Origin of the sequence: Vibrio sp. YT-17 (assembly GCF_033337375.1) — a bacterium.
GTDB classification, from domain to species: domain Bacteria; phylum Pseudomonadota; class Gammaproteobacteria; order Enterobacterales; family Vibrionaceae; genus Vibrio; species Vibrio alginolyticus.
In genome coordinates this window covers 40,483-61,460 of record NZ_JAWOQP010000018.1, presented here as the reverse complement: position 1 = coordinate 61,460, position 20,978 = coordinate 40,483, and the positions used below count along the sequence as shown (strand labels likewise).

General features: G+C 44.0%; 22 protein-coding genes. 8 read left to right on the top strand and 14 right to left on the bottom strand.

Annotated features, from left to right (window positions below):
• Positions 1-12 precede the first annotated feature (12 nt).
• Positions 13-249 carry a DUF2909 domain-containing protein gene (locus tag R7F67_RS17000; protein WP_005375504.1) on the bottom strand — a complete coding sequence of 79 codons (237 nt, stop codon included), beginning with the start codon at positions 247-249 and terminating at the stop codon, positions 13-15.
• On the opposite strand from R7F67_RS17000, the gene R7F67_RS16995 reads away from it, so the two are divergent.
• The 4 genes from R7F67_RS16995 to cyoE are packed head-to-tail and all read left to right on the top strand — an operon-like array spanning position 248 to position 3,488.
• Complete coding sequence (locus tag R7F67_RS16995; RefSeq protein ID WP_031777208.1) at positions 248-1,039, top strand: SURF1 family protein; 792 nt, start codon at positions 248-250, stop codon at positions 1,037-1,039. The genes R7F67_RS17000 and R7F67_RS16995 overlap by 2 nt on opposite strands.
• Complete coding sequence (locus R7F67_RS16990) at positions 1,029-1,565, top strand: hypothetical protein (protein ID WP_017635864.1); 537 nt, start codon at positions 1,029-1,031, stop codon at positions 1,563-1,565. The genes R7F67_RS16995 and R7F67_RS16990 overlap by 11 nt, the downstream gene beginning before the upstream one ends.
• An 11-nt stretch (positions 1,566-1,576) precedes the next feature.
• A complete protein-coding gene (locus R7F67_RS16985) occupies positions 1,577-2,596 on the top strand; it encodes a COX15/CtaA family protein (protein ID WP_033906821.1) in 1,020 nt (339 codons plus the stop codon).
• A complete protein-coding gene (gene cyoE, locus R7F67_RS16980) occupies positions 2,589-3,488 on the top strand; it encodes a heme o synthase (protein WP_005385222.1) in 900 nt (299 codons plus the stop codon). The genes R7F67_RS16985 and cyoE overlap by 8 nt, the downstream gene beginning before the upstream one ends.
• Before the next feature lie 82 nt (positions 3,489-3,570).
• Here cyoE and R7F67_RS16975 read toward each other — a convergent pair whose 3' ends face one another.
• Positions 3,571-4,044 (bottom strand): FKBP-type peptidyl-prolyl cis-trans isomerase, encoded by a 474-nt coding sequence (locus R7F67_RS16975; protein WP_318057283.1) that lies wholly within the window; start codon positions 4,042-4,044, stop codon positions 3,571-3,573.
• A gap of 13 nt (positions 4,045-4,057) precedes the next feature.
• Positions 4,058-4,690, bottom strand: a complete 633-nt coding sequence (locus R7F67_RS16970; RefSeq protein ID WP_054574392.1) for a thiol:disulfide interchange protein DsbA/DsbL — start codon at positions 4,688-4,690, stop codon at positions 4,058-4,060.
• Between the two features lie 282 nt (positions 4,691-4,972).
• Here R7F67_RS16970 and R7F67_RS16965 point away from each other — a divergent pair, with 282 nt between their 5' ends.
• Positions 4,973-5,599 carry an OmpA family protein gene (locus tag R7F67_RS16965; protein WP_025768460.1) on the top strand — a complete coding sequence of 209 codons (627 nt, stop codon included), beginning with the start codon at positions 4,973-4,975 and terminating at the stop codon, positions 5,597-5,599.
• 191 nt (positions 5,600-5,790) lie between these two features.
• Here R7F67_RS16965 and R7F67_RS16960 read toward each other — a convergent pair whose 3' ends face one another.
• The 4 genes from R7F67_RS16960 to R7F67_RS16945 all read right to left on the bottom strand — a co-directional run bounded on the left by R7F67_RS16960 (position 5,791) and on the right by R7F67_RS16945 (position 7,635).
• On the bottom strand, positions 5,791-6,150 hold the full coding sequence (locus R7F67_RS16960; RefSeq protein WP_054574391.1) for a glutaredoxin family protein: 360 nt from the start codon (positions 6,148-6,150) through the stop codon (positions 5,791-5,793).
• Positions 6,151-6,261: 111 nt separating this feature from the next.
• Positions 6,262-6,804 (bottom strand): hypothetical protein, encoded by a 543-nt coding sequence (locus R7F67_RS16955; RefSeq protein ID WP_017635869.1) that lies wholly within the window; start codon positions 6,802-6,804, stop codon positions 6,262-6,264.
• Positions 6,791-7,336, bottom strand: coding sequence for a YaeQ family protein (locus R7F67_RS16950; RefSeq protein WP_005375627.1), 546 nt, complete (start codon positions 7,334-7,336; stop codon positions 6,791-6,793). The genes R7F67_RS16955 and R7F67_RS16950 overlap by 14 nt, the downstream gene beginning before the upstream one ends.
• An 89-nt stretch (positions 7,337-7,425) precedes the next feature.
• The gene (locus R7F67_RS16945) at positions 7,426-7,635 is read right to left on the bottom strand and encodes a cold-shock protein (RefSeq protein ID WP_005375625.1); all 210 of its coding nucleotides are present in this window, start codon (positions 7,633-7,635) and stop codon (positions 7,426-7,428) included.
• A gap of 365 nt (positions 7,636-8,000) precedes the next feature.
• Between R7F67_RS16945 and R7F67_RS16940 the strand changes: the two genes are divergently transcribed.
• The 3 genes from R7F67_RS16940 (at position 8,001) to R7F67_RS16930 (ending at position 11,232) form a co-directional block, all read left to right on the top strand.
• Positions 8,001-8,288, top strand: a complete 288-nt coding sequence (locus tag R7F67_RS16940) for an alternative ribosome-rescue factor A (protein ID WP_017821594.1) — start codon at positions 8,001-8,003, stop codon at positions 8,286-8,288.
• Positions 8,289-8,570: 282 nt separating this feature from the next.
• The gene (locus tag R7F67_RS16935; protein WP_017635871.1) at positions 8,571-10,013 is read left to right on the top strand and encodes a diguanylate cyclase domain-containing protein; all 1,443 of its coding nucleotides are present in this window, start codon (positions 8,571-8,573) and stop codon (positions 10,011-10,013) included.
• A gap of 328 nt (positions 10,014-10,341) precedes the next feature.
• Complete coding sequence (locus R7F67_RS16930) at positions 10,342-11,232, top strand: RNA polymerase sigma factor RpoD/SigA (RefSeq protein WP_017635872.1); 891 nt, start codon at positions 10,342-10,344, stop codon at positions 11,230-11,232.
• 26 nt (positions 11,233-11,258) lie between these two features.
• On the opposite strand, the gene R7F67_RS16925 is transcribed toward R7F67_RS16930, so the two are convergent.
• The 7 genes from R7F67_RS16925 to R7F67_RS16895 form a co-directional block, all read right to left on the bottom strand.
• Positions 11,259-11,633, bottom strand: a complete 375-nt coding sequence (locus R7F67_RS16925; RefSeq protein WP_054865870.1) for a hypothetical protein — start codon at positions 11,631-11,633, stop codon at positions 11,259-11,261.
• A 105-nt stretch (positions 11,634-11,738) separates the two neighbouring features.
• Positions 11,739-13,877, bottom strand: coding sequence for an ATP-binding cassette domain-containing protein (locus tag R7F67_RS16920; RefSeq protein ID WP_318057282.1), 2,139 nt, complete (start codon positions 13,875-13,877; stop codon positions 11,739-11,741).
• Positions 13,874-15,460, bottom strand: a complete 1,587-nt coding sequence (locus R7F67_RS16915; RefSeq protein WP_041053448.1) for an ATP-binding cassette domain-containing protein — start codon at positions 15,458-15,460, stop codon at positions 13,874-13,876. Before R7F67_RS16915 ends, R7F67_RS16920 begins: the two co-directional genes overlap by 4 nt.
• The gene (locus tag R7F67_RS16910; RefSeq protein ID WP_258476143.1) at positions 15,450-16,874 is read right to left on the bottom strand and encodes a TolC family protein; all 1,425 of its coding nucleotides are present in this window, start codon (positions 16,872-16,874) and stop codon (positions 15,450-15,452) included. The genes R7F67_RS16915 and R7F67_RS16910 overlap by 11 nt, the downstream gene beginning before the upstream one ends.
• Positions 16,849-19,080 carry a response regulator gene (locus R7F67_RS16905; RefSeq protein ID WP_258476142.1) on the bottom strand — a complete coding sequence of 744 codons (2,232 nt, stop codon included), beginning with the start codon at positions 19,078-19,080 and terminating at the stop codon, positions 16,849-16,851. The genes R7F67_RS16910 and R7F67_RS16905 overlap by 26 nt, the downstream gene beginning before the upstream one ends.
• Positions 19,081-19,083: 3 nt before the next feature.
• A complete protein-coding gene (locus R7F67_RS16900) occupies positions 19,084-20,433 on the bottom strand; it encodes an HlyD family type I secretion periplasmic adaptor subunit (protein WP_005375593.1) in 1,350 nt (449 codons plus the stop codon).
• 9 nt (positions 20,434-20,442) lie between these two features.
• Positions 20,443-20,811 (bottom strand): hypothetical protein, encoded by a 369-nt coding sequence (locus tag R7F67_RS16895; protein WP_373921097.1) that lies wholly within the window; start codon positions 20,809-20,811, stop codon positions 20,443-20,445.
• Positions 20,812-20,978 lie beyond the last annotated feature (167 nt).

The window sequence follows — 20,978 nt, the reverse complement described above, 5'->3', positions numbered from 1 at the left end:
CTCTTGGTTCGACTAATAAGGGCGAGGGTTTGGTGCTAGCCAACCCGAGCTGAGCGCAATAAGCAAAAGGACGACCACCAAAGCGGAGAACATGACTCGACGGCCTAAGTAATGACTCATGGGTTTGTCTCTTTTTTCAGGATTATCTGGGTCTTCACGAACCATTTCGATAAGCGCTTTTGCGAGGTTGAAGATAATGAAAAGCAGCAAAAGGACAAGCGTCAGTTTGAATAGAAATACGGTGGACATGGCACCTCCGGTTTCATCATTGTTGTTATCAAGACAATTATGGCTATCGAAACGGTTTTGGGTTGCAGTTGGTTTAACTGTGGTTGTGTTTTCTCTTTTGGTCAAACTGGGTTTTTGGCAGTTTGAGAGAGGGCAAGAAAAACAAGCATTGGAACAAGCCATTCTCGCGCGTGCGGATAGTGCGTACCAAGCACTAAGCGTCGTTCTTGAAGACAACGACTGGCGAGAGGAAAGTATCCTCGGGAAAAAAGTGGAAGTTAATGTTGTTCCTCAGGCGTTTCCCGTAATTTTGTTAGACAACCAAACGCATCAAGGCAGTGTGGGATATTTAGCATTTCAGATTGTATTGACGAGCGATGAGCCTAGTACCTATGCGTTATTGGAGCTTGGTTTTGTCGAGGGAAGAGCAGATCGCTCAATGTTACCAACGGTCACCAAACTCGATAATTCGATTTTCATCACAGGACGCCTGTACCGAAAATCTACTAATCCACTGAGCTCAGAGTTAATGCCGGAAGTTGGCGATGTTATTCGCGTGCAAAACCTAAACATCGCGCAATTGAATCAGCTACTGAATATTGAACTTATGCCCGCAGTCTTGCAGCCAGACAATTTAACTCGTTGGCCCTATGACTTTCCTTGGAATCCATTACCACTCAATAGTGCCAAACATTTTGGCTATTCGATTCAATGGTTTTCGATGGCAGGTGTTTTCTTAATACTGACTTTAATTGTTTTTGTTCGTTGGCAAAAAAAGTTGCGTCACATGGAGGTGAAGCATGACATCTAAAGTAACCAAAGGACGACTAATGTTGATTGCGCTGGTTTGTACGTTCGCGCTTCCCGCTGTCATTGCAAAAGTCATTCTCACACAAGGGTGGTATCAAAGCGGAGTGACCAATAGAGGCGAGTTAGTCGAACCATACACGACGTTAGAGCAGCTTGGTCAAGAGTCACCTCTCAAAGACCATGGTTGGCAACTCGCTTATGTATTGCCTAACGAATGCACTGAACAGTGTAAACAGCAGCTTTACCTGCTTCAGCAAAGTCATGTTGCTTTAGGTAAGTATCAAGAGCGAGTAGTGCCAGTCGTTTGGCAGACTGAGCATTCAGATCCCATGGAAGTATCGATGTTAGCGATGCAAATGAATGAATTGGTTACCGCAAAAGTGAAACCTGGGCAAATGTTGATCGTTGATCCTCTTGGGCAACTGGTGATGTCTTACTCGCCGAAACCAAATGAGGACTTAGTCCTATTGAATAAAGGTATGTTGGCGGACTTACGCAAGCTCTTAAAACTGTCACGAGTCGGTTAGAGGAAGTGCATATGAAATTAATTCAGTTGGTTAGATTCAGTTTGCTGCTAACTCTCGTGGTGATCATGTTAGGGGCATATACTCGCCTTTCAGATGCAGGGTTAGGTTGCCCGGATTGGCCTGGTTGTTATGGGCACTTTTCTGTGCCGCATCAAGAAGAAGACGTCATACGTGCTAACCTGAACTTCCCCGAGCGGGCAGTAGAGCATGAGAAAGCATGGCTTGAGATGATTCATCGCTATTTTGCAGGAACGTTAGGTTTAGTCATTTTTGCGATGGCAGCGATATCAATAAGGTCTGAGCGTGTAAATTCAACCATTCCGATGTTGCTCAGCGTATTGGTGATTGGGCAGGCACTTTTGGGAATGTGGACAGTTACTCTTAAATTAATGCCCGTCATCGTGATGCTTCACTTGCTCGGTGGTTTTGTTTTATTGGCGTTACAGGCGATTTTTTACTGCCAATTAAAAGCGCAAAACAATCTCTATTTCTCTCCATCTTCTAGCTCTCTGAGAGGCTTTTCATTGTTGGTTTTTCTGGTTGTTTTGGTGCAAGTGCTCCTTGGAGGATGGACTTCGTCAAATTATGCTGCGCTGATGTGTACCACACTGCCGATTTGTGAGGGAGACTGGATGAGCCATCTCTCATGGAAAGAAGCGTTTTCTTTCTGGCAAACTGGATTCGAGAATTATGAATTTGGTGTCTTGGAGTATCCGGCAAGAATGACTATACACGTCACTCATCGTATAGGCGCTATTGTTACCGCCACCGTGGTATTGGCTTATAGTATTGGGCTTATGAGGCAAGATTCTCATCATTCACAGAGAATCGGAGGGTGGTTGTTATTCACTCTGGTGTGCCAAATTATGCTGGGTGTAAGCAACGTAGTATTTCAACTTCCTATCTATGTCGCGGTGGCGCACAACCTCGGTGCCGCTGTTATGTTGAGTCTCGTTTGTGTTAGCCAGTTTTACTTGTGGCAGGGTAAAACGGCTTGGAATTACACCGCGAAAGGAGTTCGCTATGAGTAAAGAAATCGCGCTGTCGTTAAATGGGCGAAAGCGACTAAGTTCCGTTTATTTGAAGTTAACGAAACCTAAAGTGGTGGCGTTAATGTTGGTGACGGCAGTAGTAGGGATGAGCTTAGCCCCAGTTGATGATTTCCCCTGGTTGCAGGCGGTAGTTGGCCTAACGGGGATTGGTCTGATGGCCGGGTCTGCGGCAGCGTTTAATCATCTAATTGACCGCCGAATTGATGCGAGAATGGCACGTACACATAAACGACCATTGCCATCGGGTGAGACTAAACCATCATCGGTGATAGCCTTCGCTACAGTTTTAGGTGTCTTAGGGTTTGTACTTCTCTATGCGATGGTCAACCCGCTGACGGCATGGTTGACTTTGATGAGTTTGCTCGGCTATGCGATGGTATACACAATGTACCTCAAACGTGCTACGCCCCAAAATATCGTCATTGCAGGGATTGCCGGTGCGATGCCGCCTCTTCTCGGTTGGACTGCTGTAACAGGGCAATTACATGCGAATGCTTGGCTGCTCGTGATGATCATTTTTATCTGGACGCCACCACATTTTTGGGCTCTGGCTATTCATCGTGTCGAGGATTACCGCAAGGTAGATATTCCCATGCTGCCAGTGACACACGGCATTGAGTACACCAAAACTTCTATTCTGTTGTATACGGTGCTATTGACTTTGGTTTGTGTCCTACCGGTTTTGGTTGGTATGGTCGGCGTGGTGTATCTTTTTGCCTCGCTACTCCTCAATGCTGGCTTTATGTACCATGCATGGAAGCTAAAATATGCACCAGAGCCAAATACCGCGATGGAGACGTTTAAATTCTCTATCTATCATCTTTTGGCGTTGTTCATTGCATTGCTTTCGGATCACTATATTGGTTTTTAACCTCTCTTAAAACAGAAAACGCCGCGTGGTTCGCGGCGTTTTTGGTTTTGATACTTTGGCTTTAAGACAAAGCTTTCTAGATTTATTGAATTTCTAGCAGTTCAACATCAAAGATCAAAACACTTGCTGGTGGAATTGGGCCAGAGCCACTCTTACCATAGCCAAGCGTGCTTGGTACGAAAAGGCGGATTTTCTCACCTTCTACCATGTATTGTAGACCTTCTTGCCAGCCTTTAATGACTTGGTTAAGACCAAATGAAATCGGCTCACCACGATTAACAGAGCTATCGAATACCGTGCCATCAATCAAGGTGCCGTGGTAGTGTACTTTTACTTTACTTGTTGCAGTTGGGTGAATCTCACCTTCGCCTTTTTCAAGAACCATGTATTGAAGGCCACTTTCTGTTGTGATGACGCCTTCTTTTTTCGCATTTTCTAGTAAGAATGCTTGGCCTTTGGCAAAGTTTTCATCTGCTACTTTATGGTTTGTCCAAGTACGGTAAATGAAAAAGCCCGCCAAAATAAAAATAATAAGAGGAAACAAAAATTTAGACACGTAATCTCCTTGTCTATTTAGGTTGTTTTAGCAAAAATTTGATGGTTTCTGCCATGGCTTCAACGCTGTCATGACCACCAGTAATCACTTGATATTTTCCGTTTACGATAAAGGCTGGAACGGAGTTCATTTGGCCGCGAGTCGTGATCGCTTCTGCCTTAGTGATGTACTCAAACAGCGCTTTTTGCTGTGCTTCATCTAAATGGTAAGGGCTGATAAGGTTGCGAGACTCAAAGGCTTTCTCTACGGCGATTTGGCGTTCCTCAGCCGTTGCATCGGCACCCATTTGCACAGCAGTAAAAAGATCCGCCATAAACGCTTTATCTGGTGTTGATTCAAGCTGCATTACGGCAGTATAGAAGATGATGGCGCTCACTTGTGCACTTTCATTGAACGTTACATGCATTTTTTCAACGCTTTGATCGGTCAATGATTCAATTTGAGGGACAAACTCTTCCATTGAGCGGCAGTGGCCACAAGTTAAAGAGAATGCTTCAGTCAGGGGAGCTAAATCATACTCTTCAAGGGATACTGGCAAAACTTCGTATTGTTTGCCTTGCTGAGGCTGACTCTTGCCGCTATCGCATGCCGACAAAGCCATTACGGCAACAACAACAGCAAAGCCTTTCGATATGGTTTTTAACATAGTAGTGCTCTAAATGAGAAATTTGCGTTAGTTTATCGGTTAACGATAGTGACTAAAACCATTAAATAACAATAAAGTGAGACCATTGGTAACAGACTTTGCCTGACGTATGGACTGTAAGGGTAGGGTATTTTAGTGTTGCGTTTTATTTGAGAGATGATTTTGCATTGACTCCAGTGGCATGAACGCTGCATAGACAAACCAATCGGTGGACAAAAGCGCTAAAGATTCGGCGTGTTTTGTCGACACAATGAACAAGAGTTTTTCTACGTTGGTAATGGTATGAAGCATTGGTTTTTAATTGTTTGTGGCATTCTGGCCGGGTGCAGCAGCCTCGATCAAGATATGGTCCCTGGTGGGAACATTTTAGATACAGCTCCTAAATCAAACACTGAGCTGAGACACCCAGAGTGGGGATACCCGAGCGCATCCAATGTGGCTTCTTCCCCTCGTTCATATCAAACGGCGAGGGCGTCAGTAAAAAAGTCGCAAAACGTGACCTCTCTGGAAATGTTCCTGAGCAGGCATAACATTCCTCACGAGACGCTCAGTGGTGGTCACCTGATGATACGTTTGAAAGAGCAAGTGCATTTTCAAACGGGTTCTGCACGGTTATCTGCTCAATCTCAAGACTGGATTCGAAACATTGGTCACTATCTGGCTGGAAGAACTGATGTTGATGTCGTGATTGATGGTCATGCGGATAGCACGGGAGCTGAAAGCTTTAATGACACGCTATCTGAAAAGCGAGCTCGTGAAGTAGAAAAACAACTATTGGCGACGAGTATTCCACGTCAACGAGTGTTTTCTAGAGGCTTCGGGGAGTATGTACCGAAGTGCAGCAATGCGACAGCGAGTGGTAAAGCTTGCAATCGGCGCGTAGAGCTAACATTGATCGTGGATGAATAACGCAGACGTTAGGCGGTAATCTTCGTTGTGTTGTTCTTGCATACCCGTTATTTGCTTAGTGGAGTTTAAGTTCGGAGTTGAGCAAGAAGACTGAATAAGGAAAGCTCGCACGGCAACATCTAGCTAGAAAAAATAGAAAAGAGGCACCGTTAGGTGCCTCTTTTACATCCGCCAATGTTCATAGGGGGAACTTAGGCAAATTCTTTTTCAACGTAAGCGACGATGTCAGATGACTCGTATAACCACTGTGTCTCGCCATCTTTTTCGATACGAAGACAAGGGACTTTAACTCGCCCACCACATTGCTCTAGTTCAGCTCGATGAGTCGGGTTATTTTTTGCATCACGTAGCTCAATGTTCACCGATTGACGCTTCATTGCACGGCGGACCTTTACACAAAAAGGGCAGGCTTCAAATTGGTAAAGTGCGTATTGTTTCGCTTTTTCATCAATACGTTGCTGTTCTTCTGCGGTGCGCTTAATACCACGAGGTGAGAACACCGCGTTCAGCAATAAGATAACCTTGCCTAAAATCCAACGGATAAACTTCATAATGATCCCTTGATGTTCATTGGGTAATTGTCCTTTAAGAATGCAATCATGATGCTTGTTGCACTGGACGTGAAGTCTATCAGTTGTTTGAAATGGATAAAACCATGTATTTTATGCGGAAAATAGACGTTTAAACCAACCCCAAAAGCCACTTGCTGAAGCCGGACGGGCTTCTTTACCTTGATAAAAACTTTGCATGAGTTCGGTTCTGAATGCATCAACGTCCATGCGTTTCATGACAAGTTCGTGCTGCAATGTATTTTGAGTCTGCTCGGCATGATCGTGCGCCAAGCTGAAATCCATATTTAAATAGCCTTGCGTGTATAACCAAAGGTGGGTGACTAAGATTAGGTCTTCAGCAGATTGGTTAGTAAACTTATCCGCGTGCTCATTACCCAAGGAGTCAGTCAGAACTTGCTGCATACGCTGGGTAGAGTGAGCATGTTGCTCGTAGTTAGCACTTGCTTCAATATGTGATTTGGTCAAAAGGCCAAGCAGGTGAAGAGTAGGTGCTGTTGTGGGTTTGTTCTCACAAACTTTTGTAAATAGTTGTGACTGTTCTTTTAACCAACGCCGCTTTGCTGCTTTATGTTCTTTAACAAAGGGGATTTCTTCAAATCCCATCTCTTGACTCAGTTCACTAAGAGACGTCATGGTTTTTTAGTTCCTTCACCGTTACTTCGATATGTTGATCATTGATATCAACAAAAATTGAGCTGCCAGTAATCATAACAGAAAGGCTAGTACCTCGGTCAAGATGCTGACAAATCAAGTCGATAGCGTCATAGTCAAAGCTCTCTACGTTGACGGGAAGCATTGAGAACTTTCCTGACATTTTGTCCCACCAGACAGCCGCTTTGGTGTTATAAGTGTAAACTTTTACATGCTTTGCGAGGCGAGAAGCTTTCTTAATTCTGTCTGGTTCTGGTTCGCCAATTTCAATCCAGTGAGTAATGCTTTGATCATCGCCAACATGCCATAAATCAGGCTCTTCAATCGTAGAGAGTCCTTTTGTAAACTCCAGATTGCTTTGAGCATTTAAACAGTAAGCTAGAATGCGAGCCAACATTCGTTGCGGCTTTTCAGAAGGATGAAGGGCGATAGTTAGATTTTTAGAATCGTAATAGTCATTATTCATATCGGAAATGGCGATACGAAATTTGTAAATGGTTGGTTTAAGAGCCATAGATTTATATCGTTTTGTTGGCAAAATAAGTTTTAGGCAAAAAAATAGCCAGCTTTAAAAGCTGGCTATCGTATCAAATTCTTTAAGAATTAAAGTACTTTGATTTGCTCTGCTTGAGGGCCTTTTTGACCTTGAGAGATAACAAATTCTACTTTCTGGCCTTCAACTAGAGTACGGAAGCCGTCACCAGTGATTGCAGAGAAGTGAGCAAATACGTCAGGACCGTTTTCTTGTTGAATGAAACCGAAGCCTTTAGTTTCGTTGAACCACTTAACTGTGCCAGTAGCTGTGTTAGACATGTCTATTTCCTAAATATCTAAATAATGTAATCTTTCGCCTCAACGGCGCTTATAGCGTGGAAAAATAAATTGCTATTGCGTACCACAGGACGACGGGTTACAAGTAATCCAACGAAATGTGAAAACAAAGAACTTTCTTTCTAGCCGTGTTTGAGTCTAGGTTAATTCCACGAAGAGTCAACATATATTAGTGCTTTATGGACAAATATTTGTATTTAGTCACTATTTAACCAGCATGTTTTTGATTAAATTTCAAATAAATGACGGTGATGTGAAGTTTTTTAGCATAAAATTCAACTAAATCTATAAATTTGACTTATTTATATAATTATTGTCCAATCTGGTTCGACCATTAAGGAGGATTTATGGCAAAGCGTAAAATCAGTCCTCAACCGAGTGGCTCACAACATGAGACCGACTTCGGCAGAGGTGAAATCAAAGACAACGCGCTAAAAGCGGTTGTTACCAGTCAGCTGTTCCAAACACGAGTCGTTAAAGCGAAAAAAGGTAAAGGTAGCTTCAGCCGTAAAATGAAGCATAGAGGCAAAGAGCCCTATTCAAAGTTCTCCCCAAGGTGGATTTTGAATAGGGCTTTTTTATTGGTACTAGGTGTTTGCAAAACTGATGATATTCAATTTTTTAGTACCAGATAAGTTTTCCTAATTTATCATGTACTGCTTCAACTGCTTCAACTGCTTCAACTGCTTCAACTGCTTCAACTGCTTCAACTGCTTCAACTGCTTCAGCGAACCAAGTGCTTCAGCGAACCAAGTGCTTCAGCGAACCAAGCGTTGAAAGTACCAATTAAGTACTAAAACTTACTAAGTTAGATTCATATCAATAAGAGTCACTTCCTGTCTTATGCAACTCTACTATATCTTTAGTCTAATCAAACAGCCGAGATTATGGTTTAAAAAGACTGGTGAGAAGTAGGTATGTCATCGACGAGTTATGGTACTTATGGTTGCAAATGTAAAAAAGCGTGTGCTTCTTTATTACTACTGTGGCTGTCCATTTGTCCGATGGCGCATGCACACAAGTCAGAGTCTCATTCTTTAATTGTTGCTAACTCCAAAGCGTGGAAGCCGTTCTCTTACCTTAGCCCAGATGGTGAACCTAAAGGTATTTTAATCGACTTTTGGAAAGAGTACGCGGCGAACAACCAAATCGACGTTCAGTTTCTCCTTTTGGATTGGGATGCTTCTTTACAAGCCGTAAAAGAGGGTAAGGCTGATTTTCACGGAGGACTTGTCTACTCGCCCGAAAGAGCGAAGTATATGGACTTTGGCGCAGTCATTATGCCTATCCAAACCAAATTGTACGTAAATAAAGATGTACTTTCGGTTGATATCAGGAGTGTTTTAACTGGCGAAATGACGCTGCCAATTGGCGTTGTTAAAGGAAGTTACGAGTCTGAGTTTGTTCAGACGAATTACCCGAATGCACCTATCGCAGAATACATTAACAATGATTCGATGATACAAGCCGCCGTCGATAAAAAGGTGCTGTACTTCGTTGCAGACCTGCAAGTTGCTAACTTTTATATGGCAACCACGCCGGGAGCGGGTATGTTTGTCCCGACAATTAGCTTATATAGTAAAGATCTTCGGATTGCAGCAGGAATGCACAGTGCAACTTCCATTTTAGAGGTATCACGAGCGTTTGAAAAAGTCATCGATACGGATCGTGAGCGGATCCTCACCCGTTGGAGTGTGGTGAAAACGGTTTATCCACTTTATCTTTTCCCTATTGCTATTTTCATTATGGCGGTCGCAACGCTTTATCATATTTTTGCTCTCAAACGTATGGTTGCTCTTCGGACAAGGCAATTAACGATTGCCAATCAGCAATTGCTGGAGATGACGTTGACGGATTCTCTCACAAAGCTATACAACCGTAGACACCTGATTGAGCAATTGGCGCTACTGAATCATTTGAAGCGAAACTTAACGGTGATGGTGTTTGATATTGATGATTTTAAATCAATCAATGATCGATATGGCCACCTTGCTGGAGACCGAGCAATAGTTGCCATCGCAGAAGCCGCTAAGTCGATGACTGATGACCGAATGACATTGGCGAGAATTGGAGGAGAAGAGTTCGCACTCGTTACGTCTTCTCTGTCAGAGCGAGAAGCGCTCAATTTTGCCAATATGCTTTGTAAAGCCGTTTACGATCAGCCTGTTATACTGGGCGGACAAGCAATTCATTTGAGTATCAGTTTGGGCTGTGCTTACTATCCTGAGTTTACCCACATCGTGAGCTTGCAAGATGCTGACGAGTTGATGTATCAAGGTAAGTCTGAAGGAAAGAATCGTGCAGTTTTCCAAGTTATAACAGACTGTCAGCTTCAACCTGCGCTTCGTCAAGTGAATTAGGCTAATTCAACTGATACTTCAAACCATCCTCAAGCCTCAAAGTTTTAGTCAGAGTAAGGTGGTAAGCGTTGACGATCACGTTGCGTTGTTTTCTTTGAGGCCAATTTGCGTACAAATACTATCACTTTCATATATATAAACCCCCGCCTGCTCACGTTTTTATCATAGAAGCAGTAATTGTTTTAAAGTGATAAGTGATTTCTTGGTAAAGATCAGAACCCCTGTCTACACTCAGTGTAAAGTAATGCATATAAATCATGATGCATAAAGTGTTGTACAAAAACAATTAAAGAAGATAAGAAATAAGTTGGCTTGAGAAGGACGGGGAATGAACAACGAATGCTTTGCTAGGTTCCGAGCTGTCACGGATGAACTGTCAATGAAAGAATCGTTGTCAGTTGGGAAAGACCCTTATGCTCACTATCTCAAAGATATTGTGGGCATTGATTTGTTGTCTCGTGAAGAGGAGTTGCATTACGCCAAACTTAATCGAGCTGGTGATGAAGAAGCGCGCGAAATGTTGATTGAGTCTAATCTTCGACTTGTTGTGAAAATCGCAAAAGGCTACCTCAAACGGCCAGGCAATAACTTTACTCTGCTCGATTTAATAGAAGAAGGTAACATTGGTTTGATAAAAGCGGTCGATAAGTTCGATCCTGAGCCAGGCTACCGTTTTTCTACTTATGCGGTATGGTGGATTCGCGAGAATATAGAAGCGGCATTAATGAACAATGGCCGCACGGTACGTTTACCTGCTCATGTGTGCAAAGAGATAAATAGCCTGGCTTTAAAAAAGCTCGATGCGTCAAAAAGTGAGAGCAAGGAGTTGTCTATTTCTGAACTCTCACGCTGCTCAGGGGTGAAAGCAGAGCGTATAGATGAACTTGTTGCTCTTAGTGGTTTTATTGATGTATCGACCACTGCGGACCTTCATCGTGTTCCATTTGTTCTTGAACTGTGTGAAAGTGAGTATACGCCAGATCCACAACAAGACTGTGAAAACCAGTGCTTTACTCAAGCTATTGAAAATATTATTAAAACCTTGCCAACTAAGTTGCAGAAAGTCTTAATCCATCGATTCGGATTATTTGACCAGAGAGTGAAAACCTTGTCGGAAATAGGCCTGTTGTTAAACGTGTCTAACGAGCGTGTTCGTCAGATGCAGATAGAGGCGGTTGAACGCGTGCAGAAACGTCTCCGATTCGATGGTTGGGTTTAAGGTTTTTGGCCCCTTATCCTAGCCGATTAATTTACTGGCTTGCTACTCTGTTCTTCCGTAAGTAACAGCAGCTCAAGCTGTGCTTTAGCTGCTGACTCCAATCTCCATACACTCAATAATCGGTTAAGTGCTGCGCGATAAGCACGACTTTTGAGTAAAAAAGCGAGCGTACTTGTGTAGTTGTTTACGACTTGCGCTTGTGTCTCGACTAATGCGGTTTTGTTTTCGATGTCGATGTGTTGAAGGTTAAAGTCAGGAAGAAACGCACACTCATACCATACCTCTACAATTTCACGAATTTCGAGTTCTTCTTCAGGCACGTCGAAGTCTTGTAACTGGTAGTTTTCTGGTATCGTTGATAAATAAACCACATCCAATTTGTCTGCAACAAATGTATACATCGGATTCCTTAGTGTACGCGCTTACAGAGTAAATAGTCTCATCGTTTACATTTTTGTCAATGACCGTGCTCAAGTATGAATGATGAACCACACCACATTCCGAACTTAACTTAGACTTTTTAAGTACTTATCGGTTAACCCGAAATATTTCAGGTTGCCATCTGGCTCCAAGACTAAGCTCATGTTGGATGTAGAGATCATGCCCGGATCATTCGTTGAGAAAATAACGGTCTTATTGAGTAGTTTGTCGCTGAATAACCGCTTGAAGTAGTGCGAGTTTTCTTGCTCAGCACCATTAAATGGCTCGTCAATGATAATCAAAGATTGTTCGCAGTTACCTAGCCCTAATGCGAGCCGCAGTCTTTGTTGAATACCATTTGGTAAACTTTTACAGATATCAACGCTCAATTGAGTGTCCAGGCCTTGTGGCAACCATGTATCGAGCTCAAAGAAACTCACCATTTCACGCATTTTTTCTGTTGGGATTAACCCATTATGCAAGATGAAGTTAGTCTTCAAGGAGCCTTCAAAAATATGCAGGTTAAACGGGATGTAGTTAATCGAGGTTCGATAGCGGTAACTGTTGAATTGTTTGATGTTATAACCGTCCACCGAAACTGAGCCTTGATAGCGTTCCTCTAGCCCAGCGATAATAGAAATGAGCGTCGTTTTACCGCAACCTGTTGGTCCACAAATCACAACTTTTGCGCCCGGTGGAATTTTAAAACCAAGATTAGTTAAGCCTGTTGCCGCACCACTATAACGATGGCTCACACCAGAGCCGACGATACTACCTTGAAATAGGCGAATAGGGGGGCTTTTCTCTAACGTTAGCTTATCGTCATTCATCGCCATAAGGTTGTTGATTTGCGCAGAAGACGCCTTAATGGATTGGAACTTAGAAATAGAGTTGTAGATGCCCATAATAGGCCCCAACGCCTTCCAGACTAAAATTACGGTAGCAAGCATTGCACCTGCATCGGAGGTGCCGTCCATCACGCCGATAACGGCCGCGACGATACTTGCGGTACCAATAACCTGAATCAAACTCCCGCCTGCTGCCTGAACCCTGCTATTAGTCACTGAAACATGTTCTGCATCGTTGGTGCTTTGTAAATGCGATGCGCTAAAGCGGGACTGGATAACACGCAACAATGGCAAGCCTTGGATGGTTTTTATACCACGAAGAATCTCATTCCATTGGTAAGAAACCATGGCGTTGGCGCGAGAGCTCTTGGACGTGGCTTGCGAGTAGATGTAACGAGAATAAACACAGAACACCAACATTAGAATCAACCCCGCCATAACGACTAGCGCTGCGGTACCAGACATAAGAGCAATGGCAATAATGAATACGATAACAAACGGCATGTCGAAGTAGCTTAATGTTGACTCTGCGGTTACCAAACGGCGGAACGTGTCGATGTCTTTCAAACGCGCTAACTGAGAAGAGACACCTGCGGTGGATGTCATCGAATACGGAAGCCACAACAGTTTGGATATCACGTTTTGAGAAATATGCACCGCCAAATCCTTCCCTGATGTGGCGATGATGTTGACCCGCATTTTCTTGAAAAAGTATTCCGAGAACCCAACAATCACAGCAAATAACGTGAGCCAATAAAGCGTGGCTTGCGAGCTAGAGGTTAAGGCGAAGTTGTACACACTCATAATAAAAAAGGGCTGGAGTGCGCCGAGAATGCTGACCACGAAGCTGATAATAATCAGGCTTTTGAGTTCATTGTTGTAGCGATAAAACGCGTATTTAATCCAGTTGCTGCGGTCTTGAGATTCAGGTGGCGGTTCTCGGAATAAGCGGGAGTATTCGCTGATCGAGACCAACAAGCACGGCTTCTTGCAGAGCGGGTATTCAATGGTGTTGTTATTTGTGTAATCAAACAGGATCAGTTTGCCGTCTTTAGTGCCCAAGAAAATCGCAGTGAGGTTTTCTATCTCGATAAAACAAGGATGAGGATGCCCCTCGATGTGCTCCAACGTTTTTAGTTTGGTGACGTCACAACGGTAACCAAGGCGTTCAATCGTAGCGATAAAACTGTCGCTGTCTTTTGGTTTAGGGATAAAAGCGTCGCTGAGGATAGAAGGTGTGCCTTCCCATTCAAGCGCTATGAGGGTGTAAGCTAAACCACGAATCAAAGGTGACTCATTGTATCGCTCGTCATAACTGCGAGCCTCAAAGTCCAACAAGCGCTGAGGGACATTATTAAAATCAACCAAAATACTCATTGGTCACCTCCGGTAAGTTTGACGCGTTTGAGGCGATGATTGAGTTTGTCCATCTTGTTGCTGACGATGATGAGGATTTTGTCGTTGGCGCGATAGGCGGTGCTGGTCAAAACCAATCGAGCAAAGTCGTCATCATAAACACAGTCGATGTCGTCGAAGATCAACACACGTTTGTTCGCGAGTAAGGCACGCACTAACAACAAGGCATAAGCGACTTGGCGCGAGAATGGGTTGCGTAAATGTCCTTTAAGCTCGGTGTAAAAACCAGCGGGAAGGGCATCGATTTGTGCCTTGATGTTCATGGTTTCGCAAAGCGCAAATGCCGTGTTATTTAAGCTCGGGCGGAAACAAGTCAAGTTGTCGATGATGGTGCCTTCGACGAACGAACTGGTTTTGTCGACCATGAGCACGCTATTACGCCAGACGTTGTAGTTGACGTCATCGAGCGGTGTCTCGTTGATTTGGATATCGAGCTTGCTGTCGGTGTTTTGCCGCGTAATGCAATTGGCAAGATGGGTTTTACCTGCGCCGCTTTTCCCCGTTAGCAAGTAAGCCTGACCGCGTTCAAACTCGATGCGTTGTTTTTCCGAATACTTCACCGAGATGCGCTCGACTTCTGTCGTGTCATTTTGTTGTTCTACAGATGCAGCAAGTTCAAGCAACTCGGCGATACGTTGAATATGAAGCTTGTTCAACTCCCAGCGGCTTACTGTGCGCATCACTTGTTGGTATGGGGCGAAGTAGCGGTTGGTAAGCATGATGATGGCTGCCATGATGCCTTGGCTAGATTGCATGTTGATAACGGCCGTTGCCAAAACTACCACCACACAAGCGATGGAGAGCTGTTGTATGAGCGACAAGATAAGGCTGAAGTTTGATTCGATCTGCTCGTATTTGATGTTCTCGACTTCACGCTCTTCCACCATTTGTGTCATCAAGCTCTCAACGCGATATTCCATATTGCGTGCTTTGATATCGAGTGGGCTAGAGATGATCTCGATGATTTTTGAGGTGGTTAAGCCCTCGATGTCGGATTTGTTTTCTAGGCTGTTGATTTTTTGCTTGGAAAGACTGAGTGCGAATACCGCCAAAACGATGGAGGCGAGCAAGATGGTCACCCCTGCCCAGATGTTGATCAGACCGATAATCAGAATGGTCAGTATGCTGACGGCAAGGTTGATCAATGCCCGTACAGATTCTCCGCCAAAGAAGGATTTAATCTCAGGAATGGTGGCAATACGCTCTAGGTATTCACCGGGTTCTAGGCGACGAAATTTTGATATCTCAGCCAAACAGATGGATTGAAACACTTTGTTGGTTAAGTTGGTTTCGAACTGCTTCATGATCACCGACGAAATCTTCTCTTCCTGATTCTTTAAGTGATAGTCGAGGAAGATGGTGATCAAGATAATGGCAAACAGAAGAAACAGCGTGTCTTTAGCTTGGTTAGGTAAAACACGGTCAAAGATAATCAAAATCGAAAAGGGCAACACTAAACCAAACAGTGTTGAGATGACCGTTGAGAAAGTCAGATAACACTTGTCAGCAAAGTTAATCTTCTGGGAAAAATGCTCAGTTTGCATTGCGACCTCCTTTCTTAATCGATGGTTTGGAGAGAAGGTGTTTTGGAACTAAGTCTTGATTGCTTCTGCCTTCGATATCACTCATCAACTGCATGATGCTTTCGATGGATTGCACCGAAAGCATGCCTTTGATTTGCTCTAGATTGATCGATTCAATGATGTAGTCATAGCGCGCGCTCTCGTAATCACGTAGTGCGCTAAACAGTTTACTTTCCGCTGCCAGTAAGTCGGTAATGGTTCGCGTACCAAGCTGGTAAGCGCGTTGAATGCCTTTGTAGGAAGCGTAGTTGGCTCGGATGATGTTCTCGTAACTGCTAATAGCACGGGAGAAGTCATTAATGTTGAGCACCGAGGTGTTAACGCTATTGCGAGTCGTGAACAACGAATCTTGGTAAAGTAGCTCCGTTCGCTCGATAGCCGTCGACGATTTTTGATAACCGTAGTAATCCGAACCACCGGAGAAAATAGGCACATTCAAGTTCAAGCCGACGCTGGTGGAGTTACTGTCCCCTGTCGCGGTTGGGTCGGTTCGGTCATAGTTGTTCGCATCATCGTAACGGTAACTGGCAGAGAGCGATACAGTCGGCACAAAGTTTGAACCGCTTTCTTTCAAGCCTCTTCGGCTGCGTTCTACGGTTTTCTTCGCAACCAATAAATCGTTATTGAGCTTCAAAGCTTGTTCAAGAATCGCACGTTGTTCGGATTCGCTGATTTCCGCCAAGGGCACGCTTTCGTAGATGTCCTGTGATGGGGTGACTGGGTATTGAACTTGAATCTCTAAACCGTTCAAAATTACGCGCCGGTCTTTCTCTAAGGTTCTTAAGCGATTGGCAATGCCTTCTTTCTGGGCAATTACCTCATACAACTCGCTCGCCGCAGTGTTGCCAAGTTCCACGTTGCGACGCATTTGGCGCTCACGTGTTTCAGACGATTTAAGTTCTACTTGGGTAGCTTTGATTTGCGCGTTGTTTTTGAGGTATTCGAAATATTGCGTCGCGATTTCAGAAATGGTGCTCTGGATTTTGTTCTCGTGTTTGATTTCTTCAATGTTGAAATCAAGCTTCGCGGTGCCGTATTTAAAGATGTCACCAAGGTTAAACACCGATTGGGATAAAGACACGCTGTAGCTGTTCGAGTTGTAGCTAGAACGTGTATCCGGTGTTCCCGTTAATATGGTCTCGTTTTCATTCCATGTAGTATCAGCGGCACCGTTTAAAGAGGGTAGAAACTTAGAACGGCTAATGTCGATGTTGTATTCGTTTTCCTCCACGCCTTTGTCACTAGCGCGCAGAGATAAATTGTTTTCCAAGCCGAGCTTGACTGCCTCAAGCAAGGTGGTCGCCATTGCCGAAGGAGCATTGCTCAATGTAAGCGCTGCCAATACGCAGCTAGTTAAGTTTCTGTACCGCAACATACTTGTTGATCACCTTGATGATTTCGTCGTTTTTATAAGGTTTGCTGATCACATAATCCATTCCAGCTTCGATACAAGCTTGGTGTTCATTACTGCTGGTCAATGCTGTCGCACCTATAATGGTGCAAGGGTGTTGTCCGCTCTCTTGTTCGTATTGTCGAATGCGTTTGGTTGCTTCAATACCGCCCATGCCCGGCATGATGCAGTCCATAAAAATGATGTCTGAGCGCTGATTCATGAAATGCTGAACGGCGTCTGCGCCATCGCCAACGGTGTCGGCTTCGTATTCTTGCTTGCTCAAAATACGTTTGAGTAGAATCTGTTGAACACGGTCATCCTCCACAATCAGGAATGAGCTGTTCTCCATCTGTTCTTCAGAGGCTTCCGCTTCCATGATTGCTAATAGGTTAGGGATGAACTCATACGGAATCGCAGGGGAGTTCAGAATCTTGTCGACAAAGGTATGGCTCTCTTGTGCTTGCTGAGTGCTCGTGACTGAAAGCAACAACTTCGTGTTCGGGTGATTGCGCAGTTGCGATTTCACCGTTTTGCTCAGTGAGGGCAGCTTGTTTGGCTCGAACGTGTCGGTCAGCATGATGGCATCGTATTCGCCAAAGGTTTTTGCCGCAGAGAAGAGTTCGTTCGGCGTTCGAATTGGCGTAATCTCTAAGCCCAAGTTGACGAGCATTTTGTTTATCACATCAATGCGCAGCTGAGAGTTGGCACACAGTAATAGGCGCTTATTGTCGAAGCGAGTTTTCTCGGTGTGGAAGCTCTTGGCTTTCAAATCGAGCTGAATTTGAAAACGTTCCTGATTGCCCGATTGATACCAATGGCTCTCGTAATAGCCGTAATCTTTCAGTACGCTTTTCGCCAAATCGTCTTTGGTTGCAGTGTGCTGTTTATGGTCGCTCCAGTGTAGAGTATTGAGCTTGGCAAACGGCACATCCAGTGTGGTTAAGAAGTTTAGATTGATGGTCAGGCGAGTGTTTTCAATGTCTGACGCCGCGCCCGATTCAATGGTGACAAACAGTTTCTTATCGGCTTTGAGTTGGATGGCATTCGATAGCTGTAGGAACAACACCCAGAATAAGCTGGTGGGCTGTCCTTCAACACGATTTGGTAGGTTATCCGAGATAAAGCAGTCTAGTTCACCTTCATTCCGCTGTACTTTTGAACTGATGTGAATCATCAATTCAGACAGCACATTAAGCAGTGAAAACTCTTTCGATTTGCTCTCGGTCCCTTGTGAAATGAGTCGGTTGTAGTTCTCTGCCAATTCAGACAGGGTATTGGCAGCCGAGGTTATATCTTGCGCCATCAACACGCCGCTCTCATCGGTCTCTTGTACAAGATATTGCACACCGCCGTTAATGGTGTTGGTGATGCCTCGAATCTCGTAACCAATAAGAGCATAGAGCTGTTTGTAGAGATCGTTATTGCGTTTTTGCTCTTCGAGTTTGCTGAAAATCAGTTTTAAGTGAGAGTAGATCTGACGCTGCTTCGGATTGATGCTCACTTCATTCAGCAACTCTTCTAACCTTTGTAAATCCAGTTGTTTGAGCTCTTGATAAAGCCCATCGAATTCTTGGTCAATGTCTCGCTCATTCGAACTGGATTTTTTCAGTTTTAGGATTGCCACTAAATTCGATAGAACGGCGATACCAACCAACACAACAACGACCATAAACAACCAAATGAAGAACTCGTTTTTCTCCATCATTAGGTCGCTCGCGTGGTTGTTAAACATGGTGCGATAGTTGTCGTCCATTTGTAGGTAGTTATTGGTGAGCGAGAGATACAGTGCCAACACATCGTCACGCGTTTTTGAGCTGTCCGAGAAGCGATTAATCGCCAGTTCAAGCTGCGTATATTCGGTCGCGCCTACCAAGCTAAACTCGGTTTTGTTGAGTGACGCGAGAGACTTAAACTGGTCAATTTCGTCTTTCAGAACCTCAAAATCAAGCTCTGTTGTACTGCAATAACGCGCGCTTAAACAGCGTTGAAGCGTTTGAATATCAAACTCGATAGTTTGGTTGAGCTGTTGAGCTTGAACCAACAGAGGCGCGTTTTGCACTTTCTCGACTGAATCCACTTTTTCCCAAGAGATATACAAATAAAAGGCGAGGGCAGCCAGCATCAAGCTGAAAGCGATGCTTAGGCGCATAACAGGAACGGAAATATTGTAAGAAGGTTTGCTACTCATCCATCACCTCTCATCGAATGCGTCTTCGATAGCCGACATAACCGGCTTCGCTGCGTATTCGATCACCCGGCGTGAACCTGTTTTCACGTCTGCGGTAAACTCCATATAAGGGGACAGCTTGTATTGTGTGCCTCCGCGCTCTAGATAGTTTTGACTGATTTGGATTTCCGCGAGATAGAATTCAGCGTCTTCTTCTTCATAAGAAGAACGGCTGATCGATGCAATTCGACCTTCCAAAAATCCGTATTTGGCAAAGTTGTAGGTATCCATCTTCACTTTGACCGCTTGTCCGATTTCTACAAAACCCATGTCTTTACGCGGGATCTTCGCCTCTCCGTGAAGGGCGTTATTGATCGGTGCAATGTCCGCGATGCTTTCACCTGGCGGTATCACAGCGGAGCGGAAATTGAAGTGCACTTTATCTACTACACCGTCAATAGGAGCGTAAACCACGAGGCGATCCACTTTATCTGAGTGTTGAGGACGTAATATACGTTTCAACTTTAAGTCCTTGTTTGCTTGAATGATTTGTGCTTGATACTCGGCATTACGATTCTCCACCAAGTCTCGGTACTGCTTCTCTAGTTTGTCGAGTTGGAAGCGCTCATTCATGACCGACTCATCAAGGTTTTCAATCTCACGCACCATGTTTGACTCTTGAACCTGCATATTCAGAACATCGACGTAAGACGCCATTTCCTCTTTGTACAAGGTGTTCTTAATATTGAGCTGCTTGCGTATTAAGGAGAGCTGGTTCTCGGAGCTTTTACGGCGCTTGAGCATTGAATCAATAAGCGAATTCTTATGTTGGATATCGTGAGTGATCAACTCTTCATTGGAACGGTTTTTAGAAAATTCTTGCTGCCAGGTATTCATGTTGACTTGCACTAATTCTGGGTACTTTTCGATGTAGGCAGAAAAATCGGGTTCCACCATATCGCGCAGGCTTTCGTAACGAATCTTGTCTAGCTCAAGCTGAATGATCTCTGTGTTTACCGTATCAAGTTGAGTGTTTCTATCCAGAGAGCGAAGGCGTGCAATAGGTTGACCTTCATAAACCACTTCGCCTTTGCGCACTAGCATTTCTTCTAGAATACCGCCTTCAAGGTGTTGCACTTTTTCGATGTCAGATTCGAGCAATAGCTCACCGCGCACCGACACCACAATGTCGATACGAGCCTGAGATGCCACGGCGATAGCCACCATGGAAAGCAAAAAGATAACCAGCAAGGTTTTGTGTACGCTGGTCATTGCACTGGCTAGCACGATTGTATCGTCTGTTGTTACCTTCGAAGCTTCGTTGTTCGAAACGAGCGCCTTTTTGAGGTGATGTTCTATTTGCTTATTACTCATGAGCCACCCCTACGATTCACTACCTGTGCGGCTATCGATTGAATTTTCGATTTTTAACAGCTGGCTAATTTGTTTGTTTACGTTGTTAAGCTCGGTTTTAACGTCCTCAATCAATTCATTAGGAGCAGGGAAATGGTGTTTGTTTAAGTGTTCAAGCTTTGCCAATTTTGGTGGTAAGTCGTCATCACATAACAAGACGAGAATGGTCTTTAGTCTTTTTGAATAACATCTGAGTGCTTCAAAACGGTTTTGTTTATGCAGCATCTCAATATCAATCCCTGCGTCAATGAAATCTTGGTAAAAATCGCCTAATAGCAATTGCAGCCCTTTATGGCTATTGTCGACTGAGCGCAACAGATTTGTCATATTTATCATTATCCCACCGCACTAATTGCTTTAATGACAACAAGTAAGGATCTTTATACTGGGTTTTCAAATTTTTTTGTTTTTATGGAACTCGAAAGGTATGAAAAAAGTTGTATAAAAAAGTTGGTTTCTAAAAATGGTGTCCTTTACTGCCTCTAAATACGATCAGTTAGCTAAAA

Excerpts from the sequence above, each read along its gene's own strand:
- R7F67_RS16920 (WP_318057282.1), bottom strand. The coding sequence starts at position 13,877 with ATGAGTATTTTGGTTGATTTTAATAATGTCCCTCAGCGCTTGTTGGAC.
- R7F67_RS16930 (WP_017635872.1), top strand. The coding sequence starts at position 10,342 with ATGAACAACGAATGCTTTGCTAGGTTCCGAGCTGTCACGGATGAACTG.
- R7F67_RS16935 (WP_017635871.1), top strand. The coding sequence starts at position 8,571 with ATGTCATCGACGAGTTATGGTACTTATGGTTGCAAATGTAAAAAAGCG.
- R7F67_RS16955 (WP_017635869.1), bottom strand. The coding sequence starts at position 6,804 with ATGACGTCTCTTAGTGAACTGAGTCAAGAGATGGGATTTGAAGAAATC.
- R7F67_RS16925 (WP_054865870.1), bottom strand. The coding sequence starts at position 11,633 with ATGTATACATTTGTTGCAGACAAATTGGATGTGGTTTATTTATCAACG.
- R7F67_RS16965 (WP_025768460.1), top strand. The coding sequence starts at position 4,973 with ATGAAGCATTGGTTTTTAATTGTTTGTGGCATTCTGGCCGGGTGCAGC.
- cyoE (WP_005385222.1), top strand. The coding sequence starts at position 2,589 with ATGAGTAAAGAAATCGCGCTGTCGTTAAATGGGCGAAAGCGACTAAGT.
- R7F67_RS16905 (WP_258476142.1), bottom strand. The coding sequence starts at position 19,080 with ATGAGTAGCAAACCTTCTTACAATATTTCCGTTCCTGTTATGCGCCTA.
- R7F67_RS17000 (WP_005375504.1), bottom strand. The coding sequence starts at position 249 with ATGTCCACCGTATTTCTATTCAAACTGACGCTTGTCCTTTTGCTGCTT.
- R7F67_RS16945 (WP_005375625.1), bottom strand. The coding sequence starts at position 7,635 with ATGTCTAACACAGCTACTGGCACAGTTAAGTGGTTCAACGAAACTAAA.
- R7F67_RS16915 (WP_041053448.1), bottom strand. The coding sequence starts at position 15,460 with ATGCAAACTGAGCATTTTTCCCAGAAGATTAACTTTGCTGACAAGTGT.
- R7F67_RS16960 (WP_054574391.1), bottom strand. The coding sequence starts at position 6,150 with ATGAAGTTTATCCGTTGGATTTTAGGCAAGGTTATCTTATTGCTGAAC.
- R7F67_RS16940 (WP_017821594.1), top strand. The coding sequence starts at position 8,001 with ATGGCAAAGCGTAAAATCAGTCCTCAACCGAGTGGCTCACAACATGAG.
- R7F67_RS16995 (WP_031777208.1), top strand. The coding sequence starts at position 248 with ATGGCACCTCCGGTTTCATCATTGTTGTTATCAAGACAATTATGGCTA.
- R7F67_RS16910 (WP_258476143.1), bottom strand. The coding sequence starts at position 16,874 with ATGTTGCGGTACAGAAACTTAACTAGCTGCGTATTGGCAGCGCTTACA.
- R7F67_RS16900 (WP_005375593.1), bottom strand. The coding sequence starts at position 20,433 with ATGAGTAATAAGCAAATAGAACATCACCTCAAAAAGGCGCTCGTTTCG.
- R7F67_RS16985 (WP_033906821.1), top strand. The coding sequence starts at position 1,577 with ATGAAATTAATTCAGTTGGTTAGATTCAGTTTGCTGCTAACTCTCGTG.
- R7F67_RS16950 (WP_005375627.1), bottom strand. The coding sequence starts at position 7,336 with ATGGCTCTTAAACCAACCATTTACAAATTTCGTATCGCCATTTCCGAT.
- R7F67_RS16970 (WP_054574392.1), bottom strand. The coding sequence starts at position 4,690 with ATGTTAAAAACCATATCGAAAGGCTTTGCTGTTGTTGTTGCCGTAATG.
- R7F67_RS16990 (WP_017635864.1), top strand. The coding sequence starts at position 1,029 with ATGACATCTAAAGTAACCAAAGGACGACTAATGTTGATTGCGCTGGTT.